This window comes from Myxococcus eversor (genome assembly GCF_010894455.1).
In the GTDB taxonomy this organism is placed as follows: Bacteria; Myxococcota; Myxococcia; order Myxococcales; family Myxococcaceae; genus Myxococcus; species Myxococcus eversor.
Genome location: NZ_JAAIXY010000009.1, coordinates 132,739 through 147,487, shown reverse-complemented (window position 1 = coordinate 147,487; position 14,749 = coordinate 132,739). Strand labels below are relative to the sequence as shown.

The following is a 14,749-nucleotide window of genomic DNA, read 5'->3' as shown; positions in this document are numbered from 1 at the left end:
ACCTACCCCACGCTCCCTTCCAGACTCACTCCGAGCAGCTTCTGTGCTTCCACCGCGAACTCCATGGGGAGCTCCTTGAACACCTGCCGGCAGAAGCCATTCACAATCATCGACACCGCGTCCTCTTGAGAGATGCCGCGCTGCCGACAGTAGAAGAGCTGGTCCTCGCCAATCTTCGACGTGGACGCCTCATGCTCCACCTGCGCCGACGCGTTCTTCACCTCGATGTACGGCACCGTGTGGGCGCCGCACTTGTCTCCGAGGAGCAACGAGTCGCATTGCGTGTAGTTGCGCGCGTTCTCCGCGCTCTTCAGCACCTTCACCAGCCCGCGGTACGTGTTCTGCCCCCGACCCGCGGAGATGCCCTTGGACACGATGGTGCTGCGGGTGTTCTTCCCCAGGTGCACCATCTTCGTGCCCGTGTCCGCCTGCTGGAGGTTGTTGGTGAGCGCCACCGAGTAGAACTCGCCCACCGAGTCATCCCCCTTGAGGATGACGCTCGGGTACTTCCACGTAATCGCCGAACCCGTCTCCACCTGCGTCCACGAAATCTTCGCGCGCTCGTGGGCGATGCCGCGCTTGGTGACGAAGTTGTAGATGCCGCCCTTGCCCTCCGCGTCACCCGGGTACCAGTTCTGCACCGTGGAGTACTTGATGGTGGCCCCCTTGAGCGCCACCAACTCCACCACGGCCGCGTGCAACTGGTTGGTGTCGCGCTGGGGCGCGGTGCAGCCCTCCAGGTAGCTCACGTACGAGCCCTCGTCGGCGACGATGAGGGTGCGCTCGAACTGGCCCGTCTCCGCGGCGTTGATGCGGAAGTACGTGGACAACTCCATGGGGCATCTCACGCCCTTGGGGATGTAGACGAACGAGCCGTCACTGAACACGGCCGAGTTGAGCGCCGCGAAGAAGTTGTCCGAGTGCGGCACCACCGAGCCCAGGTACTTGCGCAACAGCTCCGGGTGCTCGCGCACGGCCTCGGAGAACGAGCAGAAGATGACGCCCGCCTTGGCCAGCTTGTCCTTGAACGTCGTGGCCACGGACACCGAGTCGAACACCGCGTCCACCGCGACGTTCTGCAGCCGCTGCTGCTCCACCAGGGGGATGCCCAGCTTCTCGTAGGTGCGGAGAATCTCCGGGTCCACCTCGTCGAGGCTGTCCTTCTTCGGTTTGAACTTGGGCGCCGAGTAGTAGCTGATGGCCTGGTAGTCGATGGACTTGTAGGTGACGGCCTGCCACGTGGGCTCGCGCAGCGTGAGCCAGTGCCGGTAGGACTTCAGGCGCCACTCGAGCAGGAAGGGAGGCTCGCCCTTCTTCTCCGACAGCGCGCGGATGACGTCCTCGTTCAGCCCCGGCGGGAAGGTGTCCGCCTCCACCGCGGAGACGAAACCGGCCGCGTACGGGCGGCGCGTCAGTTCCTGGAGGGTGTCGGTGGTCATGAGCGGACTCCTGTCGTGGCGGAAGGTATCGAGGTGTTGGCGGCGGCGGCCGGGGCGGCCCTGGGGGTGCTCAGGCCCACCAGTCGCTCGGGCATGCGCGGCGCCGGGGCGATGAGGTCCGCCAGCGTCAGGCGCCCCAGCGCGTCCTGGATGGCGTGATTGATGAGCCGCCAGTGCCCGCGTATCTGGCACACGGCCTCCAGCTCACAGGGCGCGCCTCCAGAGGTGTGCACGCCACACTCCGTGAGCGCGACGGGCCCCTCCAGCGAGGCCACCAGCTCCGCCAGGGAGAGCGAGGCGGCGGGGCGCGACAGGCCATAGCCACCGTTGGCGCCCCGGTGGGACACCACCAGCCCCGCCTGAAGCAGGCCCTTGAGCACCTTGCTGGCCGAGGGCAGTGGCACACGGGTGCGTGCCGCCAGCTCGCGAGTGGTGCGGGTGCCACCCTCCGCGCGAGCCAGCTCGGTCATCAGCACGATGCCGTAGTCGGTCATCTTGCTCATCCGGAGCATGCGGGACGCTTCTCCTCTCTGGGTCCATTCCCACGGGGCCTCAGGGCCTCCGGGCGCGTCATATGTAATCTGGACCGATTTAGTCCACATTGCATTTCGAGGGCGACCCTTCAAGGCCCCCGGTTGGAGGGCAGGTGGGAGAGGGCTAGGGTGGGATTCCTGCTATCCGGAGGGAATCCGCTGATGCGTCCACTGCTGCTGCTCGCCACGCTCGCCCTGGCCCTGGCGGGCTGCGAGAAGAAGTCCGCCCCCACCGAGGCTCCTCCCACCGGGCAGGCCGCCGACCCGTCCAAGGCCGGCACGGCCGCTCAAGCGCCCGCCGCTCCTGGTGGTCCGGCGGTGGCTCCCGACGAGAAGGGCGCCATCCTGATTGGCGAGGTAGGCAGCCTGACGGGCAGCGAGGCGACGTTCGGCGTCTCCGCGCGCAACGGAATTGAACTGGCGCTCAACGAGGCGAACGCCGCGGGAGGGGTGCGGGGCCGCCAGCTGGCGGTGCGCGTGTACGACAGCCAGGGGCGTCCGGAGGAAGGGGCGCAGGCGGCGACGCGGCTCATCACTCAAGACAGGGTGGTGGCGATTCTCGGCGAGGCGGCTTCGTCCGTGTCCATGGCGATGGCGGAGAAGGCGCAGGTGGGCAAGGTGCCGATGATTACGCCCACCTCCACGAGCGCCGAGGTGACGAAGAAGGGCGACTACATCTTCCGCGTCTGCTTCATCGACGAGTTCCAGGGCCTGGTGATGGCGAAGTTCGCCCGGGAGAACCTGAAGCTGTCGAAGGTCGCGGTGCTGACGGACAACAAGAGCGCCTTCTCGATGGGACTGGCGGACGTCTTCACCGCGAAGTTCCAGGAGTTCGGCGGGAAGATTGTCGGCACGGAGAGCTACTCGAAGGGGGACACGGACTTCCGAGCGCAGCTCACGGCGCTCAAGCAGGTGAAGCCGGAGGCGGTGTTCGTGCCAGGGTACTACACGGACGTGGGCATCATCGCGCGGCAGGCGCGTGAGGTGGGCCTGAAGGTGCCGCTGCTCGGGGGTGACGGCTGGGACTCCGACAAGCTGTTCGAGCTGGGCGGGTCCGCGCTGGAGGGCAGCTACTTCTCCAACCACTACTCGCCGGGCAACCCGGACCCGGTGCTCCAGTCGTTCCTCGCGCGCTACAAGGAGAAGTACGGCAGCGTGCCGGACAGCGTGGCGGCGCTGTCGTACGACGCGGCGCGCGTGCTGGTGGAGGCGCTCAAGCGCGCCCCGGACACGAGCGGCCCGGCGCTGCGCGATGCGATTGCCGCGACGAAGGACTTCCCGGGCGTGGCGGGGCGAATCACCCTGGATGCGAACCGCGACGCGGTGAAGGAAGCCGTCGTCCTGAAGGTCGCCGGCGGCAAGGCGGAGTTCGTCACCACCGTGAAGCCGTAGCGGTGCGTGCCCGGTCCCCCGTCCTCACGGGATGGGGGATTGGATGACGTAGTAGACGGAGCTGAAGTACCGCTGGAGCGCGTTGAGCAGTTGCACCAGGAACGGCCAGCCCATCACCGTGAAGCCCATCAGCGCGGCCGTGACGACGGCGTACTCGACCATGGACTGGCCGCGCGGCTTGCGACGTTGCAACGAAGCCATCAGCACTTCCCCGGTTGTTTGCAGCCCATGTAGTACTCGCCGCGCTTCTGCTGCGTCTTCTCGTTGTTGTTCGCTTCCCAGTCGCGCCACTCGTTGTTGAAGTAGGTGCCGCTGCCCTGGCCCTGGTCGATTCGCTGGGTCGGCGCGCCGCCGTTCTGGGGCTTGATGGACATGCTGACGCGGGTCGGGTCGTCGCCAGGCTTGGCTCCGGCAAGCGCGAGCGTGGGAGACAGCAGCTTGTTGCTGATGGCCTGCGTGACGAGCGTCTGGGCTGCGGTCTGCATCTGCGTGTACCCGGAGTTCTCGCCGTTCGTGTAGACCTGGGCCACGCGTGCGTAGAGGTCGCCCTCTTCCTTCTGTTCCTCGCCGGGCTCGAAACTCTGGCTCTTCGTGAGGGCCCACGTGTCCGTCACCAGGGCGACGTACTCCCAGGGGAGTAGATAGGTGTTCGAGTCCGAGCCTCCCTTGGCGTTGTTGTGGATTCCTCCTTCCTGTTTCTCCTTCGCCAGGTCGACATCGCTGAACTGCGAATAGAACGTCTTCTGGAGCAGGTAGTTCTGGACGCCAATCCGAGCGGAGCAGCGGATGAGCCCCCCTTTGTTGAACTGCCCCATGTAGGAGCTGTGCAACGTGACGCCGTAGCTCCCAACGGCGTTCTGGTCCACGGAGCAATACACCTGCTTGGCACCCGGGTTCAGCCAGCAGGCATGCGCCACCACTTCCTGGTGGTGGCTCTCGTCATCTTCACATTCGGGCGCGGGGGACTCGTAGCTGTCCAGGCCCGACTCATGGTCGCAGAACATCTGCCTTGAGAGCCCCTGGGTCTGACCGAAGCCCGCGAAGGATTCGCCGCCCTTCGGCTTGGCCGCGTAGTCAGACACCGCATAATCCCAGACGGTGGACACCACGGTCTCCTGCGCGTCCAGCATGTGGCGCAAGAGGTCGTCCAGGAAGATGGCGTACATGAACACGGGGATGATGACGAGCATGCACAGCGCCATCTCCACCGCGGCGGCGCCCCGAGCAACTCGCGTCCCAGCTTTCCGCATGGCTTTCACAGTGACACCCCCGGTGCCTCGGCGATGGTGGCCGCGTCGGAGTTGCCCGCTTCCTCCAGCACCTTCTTCGCCTCATCGGGCTTGAAGGGATGCAGCTTCACGCGCCAGTAGGGTGCGAAGAGGTTGGGGGGCTCGGACCAGCCGCCCTGCTTGAAGCGGTGGTAGTAGACCAGGGACTTCGACAGGCTCATGCCATCGGCGGCGGACAACGTCAGGCTCCCGGAGCCCTGGGCGCCGTGTTCGAACTTCACGCTCCGGGAGTTGTTGAGCTCCCACGGAGCCTTCTTCGGGTCCCCCACGTTCAGCTTCATCGTGTAGTAGCTGTAGACGCGCGGCTGGCCCCAGTCCCGTCCGGCATCCGGGTTGGCGCGGTACTTCATGAAGCAGTTGCCCGAGCCCGCGCACGCCGTGAGCGCCTTCGCATTGGTGCCCTCGAAGCGGTGCTGGCCCTGGTGCGCCCCATTGACCGAGTGCCTCCCACCGTTGGAGTCGCTCCAGATGAAGGCCTCGTAGCCCGAGGGAATCGGGGGGATGGCGTCCTCCCACGTCAGCTGCGCGAGCCTCCCCGACTCCGTGGCGGCCACGGTGGACCCCTGGTTGCCGCCCTTCTGCCCGCCTTCATAGATCTTGCTCTTGCTCTGCACCGTCTTGGACGAGCCTTTGTGTCCCAGGATGGAATACGTCCCCTTGTTGCCGGGGATGTCCATGAACTCCTTGAGGAATTGAGGGTGAAGTTGCTTCGGAGGCATCCCGCTGCCGTTGCGGTTCGCGGGCCACCCCGAACGACTCGCATTGCCAATCTCCGTCATGACACGTGCACGGGCCTCGGGTGCGGAGTTCGCCACACTGCCCTGGCACTGCATCCCATCCACGGCGCAGTTGAACTCGTTGGCATTGAGCGCCCCCACTCCCGAAGACAAGTCGCTCACTTCAGGCGCGGCCTCGCTCTTGAGTTGGGACAGGCCATGGCTCGAACCGTCCTTCACCGCCTGCACGGTCTTGTCGTGGACGCCCCGTTGCGAGGTGTGGACGTTGTCCACCATGAGGTCCAGCCCCTGCATGGCGGTCCTGAAGTTCCCCTCCAGGCCCCTCACATCCCGGTCATACATCTTGGCGGTCTTCCCGAACTTGCTCGCGACCTTCCCGGCTTCAATCGCGTGCTTGCAACAAGAGCACATCCCCCGGCAAGCGACGCACCTGAGTCCTTCCGTGACGGCGATTTGTGTGAAGTTCGTCTCCCCTGACCGCAGCATCTCACCGGTGATGGTCGCCGCCGCCATGTACGCGTGCAGGCTGTTCATCGCCACGTAGGAGCCCGCGATGGCCCGGTTGGTGACCGCGTAGTAGTTGAGCGCGCGTGCCTCCAACACCCCCATGGAGAACGACATGGCATCGCCGTGCTGCTGGAGGGTCATCTTCCGGCGCAGCGCGTGGCTCAGGTTGAAGCTCAGCGTCACCATCAGCGCGAGCACCAGGAAGGACAACGAGCCCAGGACAATGGCCTGGCCCCGCTGGGAGCGGCGAGCGAACCGACGCCTCAAGGCGATTTCTTGTAGGAGAACGGGAGGAGACATTCGTTGCTCTCAGGTAGGTCGTCGGTGTTGAGATAGAGATTCGACTGCATCCGCATGGTGTACGTGGCGCGGATGGGCGCGATGTAGATGCGCTTGGAGGCGGCGGCGTCATACGGACCTTCGCCCGTGGAGGCACTGCCGAATCTGCGGGGAGCTTCCGCTCTGCGGTCTTCGTCGCGCACCTTCATCCGCATCAACATCGGCAGGTCGCGAGCACGCGTGGACTGGAAGATGACCCAGTCCGCGAACGGGATGATGAGCCGGTAGTTGAACGTCACCTGCACACGCAGCTTGGTGCGATGGCTCCCCTTCCAGTCCTCGGAAGCCGCGTTGTCCGGGTCATCGAAGTCCAGCTCACCGCCGCTGCCTCCCACCTCCTTCTTCGTCGGCCCGCAGATGGTGACCTCGGCGTACTTCAAGTCCGTGTCCCCCATCTCGTTGCCCATCATCTCATTCCACTTCGTTGTGAATTCCTGCCCGCTGCTCACCGGGCGGACGTACTCGATGCCGTCTGACCCGGAGGAGCGCTTGGCCAGCACCGGCAGGAGTACGGCGACCGCCGCCTTCTCCATCTCCTTCACGCTCGCGTTGTGGATGGAGCCGGCCCGCACCGCTTTGTAGGCGGCGTACTTCGTCAGCAGCCGGGCCTGGTGCATCAGCCCCAACTGCAGGATGCCCAGGATGAGGAAGACGAAGAGCGGCAGGACAATCGCGGTCTCCACCGCGACCTGTCCTGACTGGGCCCTTGCGAGGTGGAAGCAGAGGCGACATCGCATACACCAATCACTACCACGCCCACATGGAGACCCTCAAAATCCCCGGGACTCAAAACTTCCATTCCAAACCCGCAATGTTGCCCCGTACACACGAATGGCAAACATTCCCGGCAAGGCGTTGCCTTCGCCACAAAGCCACACCTGGCTGCCTGCCCTCACGGACATCAAACAAATACAGCCACGGCCCATGGCGGAAACCCACGACATGTAGAGATGACAGACACCAGACACCCCCAGGAGGCGCGCGGGCCCGCACGAGAGCCCGCTCGCACGTGGAGCAGTCAGGCGTGCGGCTCACGCGCCGGAACAAACAACAGGATGTCTAAAGGAAAACACCTACGAGGAAACACGGGCCCGGTGCTCACGTGCGGAAACCCGCACGAACCTGCTCACGGGGCCCGCGGTCCCGGCTTCGCCGGGAGCCGTCCTGCGCCCCTACGGAATCGGGGACTGGATGACGTAGTAGATGGAGCCGAAGTACCGCTGGAGCGCGTTGAGCAACTGCACCAGGAACGGCCAGCCCATCACCGTGAAGCCCATCAGCGCCGCCGTGACGACGGCGTACTCCACCATCGACTGACCGCGCACCCGAGCAAGCCCCAGCCTCCGGGGTGACTTCGCCATCGCCGCATCCTTCCTGTCGTCATTCACGGCGCCGCCCCTCGCTGGAGCAGCGAGAGCTGAAGCTCGACGCCGTGCTCCTCCGCCCGCGTGCGCAAGGTGGCCCGTCCCAGCGTGGTGCCCTTCATCAACTCGAACGCGATGCCATTCGCATCCACCGGCTCCACCGCCCCCACGTCCCAGCCCTTCTCCACCAGCAGGGCCCGGTACCGCTCACCAACGGCGGAGGGAGCCGCCTCCGGAAGCTGGCCGGAGACGACGTGGTGCGAGGCTCCCTCCAGCGCGAACGAGAGCGTCACCGGCTCGCTCAGCTCGGGCGGCAGCGGAATCCACGGCGGCACGCGCGAGGCCCGCTTCAACAGCGGCGCCACCTGCCCCGCCGACACGAAGCCCAGCGTCTCTCCACCCTGCGCCAGCACGGAGACCAGCCGCATCTCCTCCGTGGCCGGGCTCCAGTACCCCACCCAGCCCCCGTTCTCCCCATGGCGCTCCCCGAGCACCGGCAGCCCGTTGTCCAACAGCACCTGCCGGTAGTGGGACAGCACCTGCTCCGGCGTGTCCGTCGTGGAGAACCACGCCACGGCGATGGGCACGTCGGGGCCCAGGTAGTCCACGGCGAGCAGCTCCGCGCGGCTCGCCTTGGGATACGCCGGGAAGTGCACCAGCGCGCGCTTCAGCGCCGCTTCCTCCGCGGGCGAGCGGCTCCCCGAGGGCTTCGTGGGAGGCGCGTCATCGAGCGAAGGCGGAGGAGACCACTCCTCCGTGACGTCGCGCCGTCCGTAGACGGCGCCCTCCCAGGCAAAGCCAATCAACGAGCCCACCACGGCCACGGAGAACAGCAACGCGGGCACGCGGATGACCAGGCTCGAGGCACGAGGCATCAGCACTGCTCCGCCTGGGCACAGCCCAGGTAGTTGTTCCCTCGGGCGTTGTGCGTGGCCTCGTTGTTGTCCTTGTCCCAGTCCTTCCACTCGCTGTTGAAGTAGCTGGCGCTCCCGCCGTTCTGCTGCAGTTGCTGCACCGGCCCACCGCTCGACGGGAAGGGTTTGACCGAGAGGCTGGGCTCGCGCGGGTCATCGCCGGGCGGCATGTCGTCCAGGCGGATGTCGCTGCTGAGCACCTCCTGCGTGGCCGCGCTGACAAACGCCTCGGCGGCCGAGGTCATCTGGGTGTACCCGGAGTTGTCCTCGTTCTTGTAGATCTGCGCCAGGCGCACGTAGAGGCCCTCCTCGTCGCCGTCCGCCTTCCCCGGCTCCGTGTTCGCCACCTTGGTGAGCGCCCACGTGTCCGTGACGATGGCGATGCGCTCCCAGGGCAAGAGGTAGACGTCGCCCTCGAGCCCGCGCGGGTCGTCCTGCAAGTCGCCCCCCTGCGCGTTGGTGTGGATGCCGGCACCGCGCTTCTTCGTCTGCCGCGCCAGGCCCACCTGGCTGAAGTCCTGGAGGAAGGACTTGGGCAACAGGTAGTTCTGCACGCCCAGGCGCGCCGAGCAGCGGATGACGCCGCCCTTGCCGAACTGGTCCATGTACGACTGGTGCAGGTCCACGTTGTACGCGCCCGCGGGACCGCCACCACCACCGCCATTGGGGTCCGCCTGGTTCAGCGTGCACTGCACCTGCTGCGCTCCCGGGTTGAGCCAGCACGCATGCGCGGACACCTCCGCGTGGTGGCCCTCGTCATTCTCGCACTCGGGGCCCTTGCCGGGACCGAAGCTGTCCAGGCCCGACTCGTGGTCGCAGTACTGGAGCCGCGCGTAGTACTGCGCGCCATTGAAGCCGTAGAAGGGCTCCTCCGCGCCGCCCTCGGGGGGAGGGTTCTTCGGCTTGGTCGGATAGTCCTGCACGGCGTAATCCCAGACAGTGGACAGGGCCGTCTCCTGCGAGTCCAGCGTGTGCCTCAGCAGGTCATCCAGGAAGAGCGCGTACATGAACACCGGGATGATGACCAACATGCACAGCGCCGTCTCCACGGCGGCGGCGCCCCTGGCGGCTCGATGTCCGGAAGTCTTCACAGCGCCACCCCCTCGACCTGCGACATCTGCGCCGCCTCCGAGTTGCCCGCGGCATCCAACACCGATTGCGCGTCCCCCTTGGTGAAGGGGTGCAGCTTGGCGCGCCAGTACGGCGCGAAGAGGTTGGGGGCTTCCTTCCAGCCGTCCTCGCCGAAGCGGTGGTAGTAGACGAGCGACTTGGACATGGCCATGCCCTCCGTCGCCGCGACGGTGAGGGTGCCATCCCCCTGCTGACCGTGGGTGAGCTTCACCTGCGCCGACGAGTTCAGCTCCCAGGGCGCCCGCTTGGTGTCACCCACGCGGAAGGGCATGGACACGTAGCTGTAGACGCGCGGCTGACCCCAGTCGCGGTCCGGGTCCGGGTTGGCGCGGAACTTCATGAAGCAGTTGCCGGAGCCCGCGCAGCCGGTGAGCGCGCGGACATTGACGCCCTCGAACCGGTGCTGGCCGGAGTGCGCGCCGTCATTCTCGTGGCCGCCGCCGCCGTCGTCGCTCCAGACCTCCGACTTGAAGCTGTTCGTCATGAGGCCGTCCTTCCACTGGTGGAAGATGCGGCCCTCGTCCTGCGCGGCAATCATGGCGCCGTCGTTGCCGCCGCTCCGGCCTCCCGAGGTGAGCTGGCCCTTGCTGTTCACCGTCTTCGCGGTGCCCTTGGTGCCGGAGATGATTTTCGTGCCCTCCCCGGGGATGTCCTCCAGCTCCTGGAAGAACTGGGAGTTGAGGTACTTGGGCATGTTCATGGACATCCCACCCGGGCTCTTGCGGGTCGCCGGCCAGCCGGAGCGCGTCGCGTTGGCAATCTCAGTCATCACCCGCGCGCGGGCCTCCGGAGAGGTGTTCGCCTCGCTGCCCTGGCACTCCATGCCATCCACGGCGCAGTTGAACTCGTTGGCGTTGATGGAGCCCACCGACGAGTTCAACTCGCTCGCGTTGGGCGCGGTGTAGTCCTTGAGCTGGCCCAGACCGTGGCTCTTGCCGTCCTTCACCGCCTTCAGCGTCTGCTCATGCACGGAGCTCTGGGCCTTGTGGATGTTGTCCACCATCAGGTCCAGGCCCTCCATGGCGGTGTTGAAGTTCGACTCGAAGGCGGAGACCTTGTCGTCGTAGTCGTCCCCCGAGTCGCTGAAGTCGCTGGAGATTTGAAACGCCTCCACCGCGTGCTCGCAGTGGTCGCACATGAACTCGCAGGCGATGCACAGCACCATCTCCTGCACGGCGATGATGGTGAAGTTCTTGGAGGAGGCCCGCATGATCTGCCCGGTGAGGCTGGCGGCGGACATGTACGCGTGGAGGCTGTTCATCGCCACGTAGGAGGTGGCGATGGCCCGGTTGCTCACCGCGTAGTAGTTGAGCGCGCGCGCCTCCAGGACGGCCATGGAGAACGACAGGGTGTCGCTGTGCTGCTGCAGGCTCATCTTCTGGCGCAGCGCGTGGCTCAGGTTGAAGCTCAGCGTCACCATCAGCGCCAGCACCAGGAACGACAGCGAGCCCAGGACGATGGCCTGGCCTCGCTGGATGCGGCGGCGCGTCCGGCTCAGTAGGAGAACGGGAACATGCATGCGTTGCTCGCGGGCAGGGCGTTGGCGCCGAGATAGAGATTGGACTGCATCCGCATGGTGTACGTGGCGCGGATGGGCATGATGTAGATGCCCTGCCCGGCGGCGCTCTCGTAGGGGCCCTCGCCTGTGGCGGCGCCCCCGAACTTGCGGGTGGACACCTTGGACTGCTCCTCCGCCTTCACCTTCCCCATGCGCATCAGCATGGGCATCTCCCGGCCACGCGCGGCCTGGTAGATGACCCAGTCCGCGAAGGGAATCAGCAGCCGGTAGTTGAGCGTGAGCTGGATGCGCAGCTTGGTGCGGTGGTTCTCCTTCCAGCCGTCCGGGTGGATGTTCGCCGGGTCGTCGAAGTCGAACTCCCCGCTGCCGGAGACCTCCTCCTGCGTCGGCCCGCAGACGGTGACCTCGGCGTACTTGAGGTTCACCCCGGGCATCTCGTTGCTCTTCAGCTCGTTGAACTTGGTCTCGAAGTCCTGCGCGCTGCCCACCGGGCGGGTGTACTCGATGCCGCCCGCGCCACCCGCGCGGCTGCTGAGGATGGGCAGCAGCACCGCGAGCGCGGCGGCCTCCATCGTCTCCACCTTGGCGTTGTGGAGCGAGCCGGCCCGGACCGCCTTGTACGCGGCGTACTTCGTCAACAGCCGCGCCTGGTGCATCAGCCCGAGCTGCAGCGTGCCCAGGATGAGGAACACGAAGAGCGGCAGGACGATGGCGGACTCCACCGCGGCCTGGCCTGATTGGGTCGCTGTGGTGAGGGAGCGCATCCAGCCTCGTGAATTGGCGCCAGGGGATTCCACGCCCCGAGCACCCAAAGTTACACTGACAATCTGATCTCGCGAATCAGGGTCCTAATGTTTCCCGCGCTGGGACGAAAATCTCGCGATTCCCCGTTGTCTGTACCCAGCATCCCTCTCCCAGGGAAAAAATCCGCGCGTGAAAGACTCCACCGGCCAGATGACCGATGGGGCGCCCCCGGAAACTCTCAGGAGTTGCAAAAGCAAGTGACGCGCGGAGCCATGCGGATCAAGGCAGGCAGAGGAGCGAGCCCCGGGCCTTGGGTTCAGCGGCGCCGGGCAATCTCCTGGATGAGCTCCACGTAGTGGCGGTTCTTGGGGTTGAGCTTGAACGCCTTGCGGAAGGACTCGTCCGCCAGGGCCCACTGGCTCTCGCCCTGGGCCACCTCGCCCAGAAACCCCCAGCCTTCCTCCAGGCCCGGCTCCTGACGGACGACTTCCTGCAGCTCCTGGAGCGCCAGGCGACCGTGGGCCTCTGGCTTCATGAGGTAGCGGGCCCACGCGCGCCAGGCGTGATGCAGCGGCTTGGGCTCGATGTCGCAGGCGTATTCGAAGTACTCGAAGGCGCCCGCGTAGTTCTTCGCGACGAGCCTGCGCCGGGCTTCGTCGAACTGGGTGGTCGCATCCAGCAGGTCGGTGCGGATGCGGAACTGCTCGGCGGTGGTGGGACGGCCCGTGCTGGCCCGCTCCTTCTCCCGGTGCGCCGCGCGGCGCTTGCGCCACAAGAGATTCTGCTCCGCGTCCGACAGCACGCCGTAGGCCTTCGCGTACGCCGCCAGCAGCGCCTCCGCCTTCTCCTTCAGCTCGGGTGTCTGGAAGCGCAAGGGCGAGTAGCGCTCCGCCCACGCGAGGAAGGCCCGGCGCAGCGGCAGGGGCTGCACGTCCTCGGGGACCTCCAGCAGGGCGAACGGGTCCTTGCTCCGGTGCGCGAGGAAGGCCGTCACCAGGGCGTCTCGCGTGGCCACGTCCTCGTCGGAGAACGGCGTGCCCCGCGCGGCCACCGGCTCCGGGGCCACGGGCTCCGGGGGCGGCGCCACGGGCACCGGCACCACGCGCGAGGCCAGCTCCGCCGCCTTCGTGTCCACGTCCTCCACGAAGCCCGCCACGCCCAGGAGGCACAGCGCGTAGAGCCGCCGCAGCACCGTCTCCGTGTCGAAGCCCGTGCGCTCCTGGAGCTCGTTGAAGGTGGGGCGCTGCCGGAGCTGTTGCAGCAGCCGCGCGTCCTTGGACGACAGCTTGGGGCCGGACTCCACGCCGGGCATCTGCCCGAATCTGCGCTCGTCCGTGAAGGTGAAGTGGGTGGCCACCGCGTCGAAGGGCATCACCCCTTCCACGCCCGTCAGGATGAGCTGTGCGGGGTTGGTGCGGACGCTTGCGTCCGGCGTCTCCGCGTCCGCGATGAGGCGGTACTTCGCATCCACCCATCGGAAGCAATCGAGCAGCTTGTGGGCCAGGTTCGCCTGGAGCTGCTTGTACAAATCGAAGGGGCTGATGAGCCCCTTCTGCACCAGGAGCCCGCCCATCTGCATGCCCGTGGACACGCTCTCCCCCAGCGACTTCTGGTAGTCGGCCTCGGTCAGCCGGCCCTTCTCCACCAGATATTTGCCGAGCGTCTCGTGCAGCAGGTTGGACTGGCACGCCACCGGCGAGCCTTCCTCGAAGACGATGCGCTTCTCACGCTGCCGCACCTTCAGCTCCAGCGTGCACGTGCGCTCCTCCACCATCAGCGCCTGGAGCAGCAGGGGGAAGGGCGTGTCGGCGAGCAATCCCTCGCGCTGGCGAAGCACCTGCGACGGGGTGGGAAACATGGAGCGGGCCTCGGCTGTCGGTGGACACGAGAAGAGGGGGCGCTCGAAGCCTACGCTCTTTCACCGAGCGCTTTGAACAGCGGGAAGGAGCCCGGCGGCGTGGTCTGGATTCACCCAGAGCGGGCACCGGGCCACCCGCGCTACTCCAGGTACTCGTACGCCTCGGTGTCCGCGGGCGGATACCGGTCGTAGCCGCGGACACTGCCGCCGTGCGAGCGCGAGGCGAACAGGCCCACCTGGTTCGCCACCGCCGCGCCGGTCCCCAGCACCAGCGCGAGCAGCACCGCGTAGGTGAGCGGTCGACCAGGTCGCGACAGCCATGCCCACCGGCGCTCGCGGCGACGCTGGAAGCCCGGCGCCGCCACGTACTCGCCCCACGCCAGCTCTCGCATCCGCTTCGCGTCCGCCGAGCGACCGTCCTTCGCCAGCGCGCTCGCCAGCAAGTAGCGGCCCTCCACCGAGCCCAGCCGCGTCGCGCAGAAGCGCTCCAGTGATTCAATCGCGCCCTTCACTTCGCCGCGCTTCAGCCGGAAGCGGCCTCGCTCCAGGTCGATGGCGCCCTGACGGAAGTCGGGGTCCAGCTTCGCCGCCTCGTCCAGGAGCAGCTCCCCGCGCCGCGCATCCTTCGCGCCCAGGTACGCCACGCCGAGCAGGTACAGGGTGTCCACGTCCTCGTCGCCCGCCTCCAGGTTGGGCTTGAGGATGTCGACGGCCTCGTCGTACCGCTTCTGCTCCACGCGGATGTCCGCCAGCTCGTGGCGCGCGCGTCGCTCGTGGGGGTTGGTGAGGATGGTCCCCGCCAGTTCGCCCGCGCGCTGGAAGCGCTTGAACATCCGCACCGGGCTGGGCAACAGCCGCCACGTGAAGCGGTCCGCCACGAAGATGAAGACGATGACCAGGCCCAGCGACAAGAGCGGGCTGCCCGTCAGCAGGGTCAGGAACATCCACAGCATCCACTTGCTCATAAGCTCCTCGAAGTCCCT

General features: G+C 66.7%; 14 protein-coding genes. 1 reads left to right on the top strand and 13 read right to left on the bottom strand.

What is annotated here, in order from left to right:
- Positions 1-2 precede the first annotated feature (2 nt).
- Together sufB and G4D83_RS19840 are read right to left on the bottom strand one after the other, a co-directional pair.
- Positions 3-1,439, bottom strand: a complete 1,437-nt coding sequence (gene sufB, locus G4D83_RS19845) for a Fe-S cluster assembly protein SufB (RefSeq protein WP_163866362.1) — start codon at positions 1,437-1,439, stop codon at positions 3-5.
- Positions 1,436-1,951: an SUF system Fe-S cluster assembly regulator gene (locus G4D83_RS19840; protein WP_163866361.1), complete on the bottom strand. Its 516-nt coding sequence runs from the start codon at positions 1,949-1,951 to the stop codon at positions 1,436-1,438. The genes sufB and G4D83_RS19840 overlap by 4 nt, the downstream gene beginning before the upstream one ends.
- Positions 1,952-2,131: 180 nt before the next feature.
- On the opposite strand from G4D83_RS19840, the gene G4D83_RS19835 reads away from it, so the two are divergent.
- Positions 2,132-3,364, top strand: a complete 1,233-nt coding sequence (locus G4D83_RS19835; RefSeq protein WP_420826646.1) for an ABC transporter substrate-binding protein — start codon at positions 2,132-2,134, stop codon at positions 3,362-3,364.
- Positions 3,365-3,388: 24 nt separating this feature from the next.
- Here the strand turns inward: G4D83_RS19835 and G4D83_RS19830 are convergent, their stop codons facing one another.
- From G4D83_RS19830 to G4D83_RS19780, 11 genes are all read right to left on the bottom strand, one after another.
- Entirely contained in the window at positions 3,389-3,565 is a 177-nt protein-coding gene (locus tag G4D83_RS19830; protein ID WP_420826644.1) for a hypothetical protein, read from the bottom strand.
- The gene (locus G4D83_RS19825; RefSeq protein WP_163866359.1) at positions 3,565-4,614 is read right to left on the bottom strand and encodes a hypothetical protein; all 1,050 of its coding nucleotides are present in this window, start codon (positions 4,612-4,614) and stop codon (positions 3,565-3,567) included. Before G4D83_RS19825 ends, G4D83_RS19830 begins: the two co-directional genes overlap by 1 nt.
- Before the next feature lie 5 nt (positions 4,615-4,619).
- Positions 4,620-6,164: a hypothetical protein gene (locus G4D83_RS19820; RefSeq protein WP_338041932.1), complete on the bottom strand. Its 1,545-nt coding sequence runs from the start codon at positions 6,162-6,164 to the stop codon at positions 4,620-4,622.
- Positions 6,161-6,973, bottom strand: a complete 813-nt coding sequence (locus G4D83_RS19815; RefSeq protein WP_163866357.1) for a TadE/TadG family type IV pilus assembly protein — start codon at positions 6,971-6,973, stop codon at positions 6,161-6,163. The genes G4D83_RS19820 and G4D83_RS19815 overlap by 4 nt, the downstream gene beginning before the upstream one ends.
- Positions 6,974-7,408: 435 nt before the next feature.
- Positions 7,409-7,597 carry a hypothetical protein gene (locus G4D83_RS19810; RefSeq protein WP_163866566.1) on the bottom strand — a complete coding sequence of 63 codons (189 nt, stop codon included), beginning with the start codon at positions 7,595-7,597 and terminating at the stop codon, positions 7,409-7,411.
- 23 nt (positions 7,598-7,620) lie between these two features.
- Positions 7,621-8,475: a hypothetical protein gene (locus tag G4D83_RS19805; protein WP_163866356.1), complete on the bottom strand. Its 855-nt coding sequence runs from the start codon at positions 8,473-8,475 to the stop codon at positions 7,621-7,623.
- Positions 8,475-9,605, bottom strand: a complete 1,131-nt coding sequence (locus tag G4D83_RS19800; RefSeq protein ID WP_176435750.1) for a hypothetical protein — start codon at positions 9,603-9,605, stop codon at positions 8,475-8,477. The genes G4D83_RS19805 and G4D83_RS19800 overlap by 1 nt, the downstream gene beginning before the upstream one ends.
- Positions 9,602-11,164 carry a hypothetical protein gene (locus G4D83_RS19795; protein WP_163866354.1) on the bottom strand — a complete coding sequence of 521 codons (1,563 nt, stop codon included), beginning with the start codon at positions 11,162-11,164 and terminating at the stop codon, positions 9,602-9,604. The genes G4D83_RS19800 and G4D83_RS19795 overlap by 4 nt, the downstream gene beginning before the upstream one ends.
- Entirely contained in the window at positions 11,140-11,928 is a 789-nt protein-coding gene (locus G4D83_RS19790) for a TadE/TadG family type IV pilus assembly protein (protein WP_163866353.1), read from the bottom strand. The genes G4D83_RS19795 and G4D83_RS19790 overlap by 25 nt, the downstream gene beginning before the upstream one ends.
- 296 nt (positions 11,929-12,224) lie before the next feature.
- A complete protein-coding gene (locus tag G4D83_RS19785) occupies positions 12,225-13,766 on the bottom strand; it encodes a DUF4388 domain-containing protein (RefSeq protein WP_163866352.1) in 1,542 nt (513 codons plus the stop codon).
- Between the two features lie 140 nt (positions 13,767-13,906).
- Positions 13,907-14,731: a hypothetical protein gene (locus G4D83_RS19780; protein ID WP_240356432.1), complete on the bottom strand. Its 825-nt coding sequence runs from the start codon at positions 14,729-14,731 to the stop codon at positions 13,907-13,909.
- Positions 14,732-14,749 lie beyond the last annotated feature (18 nt).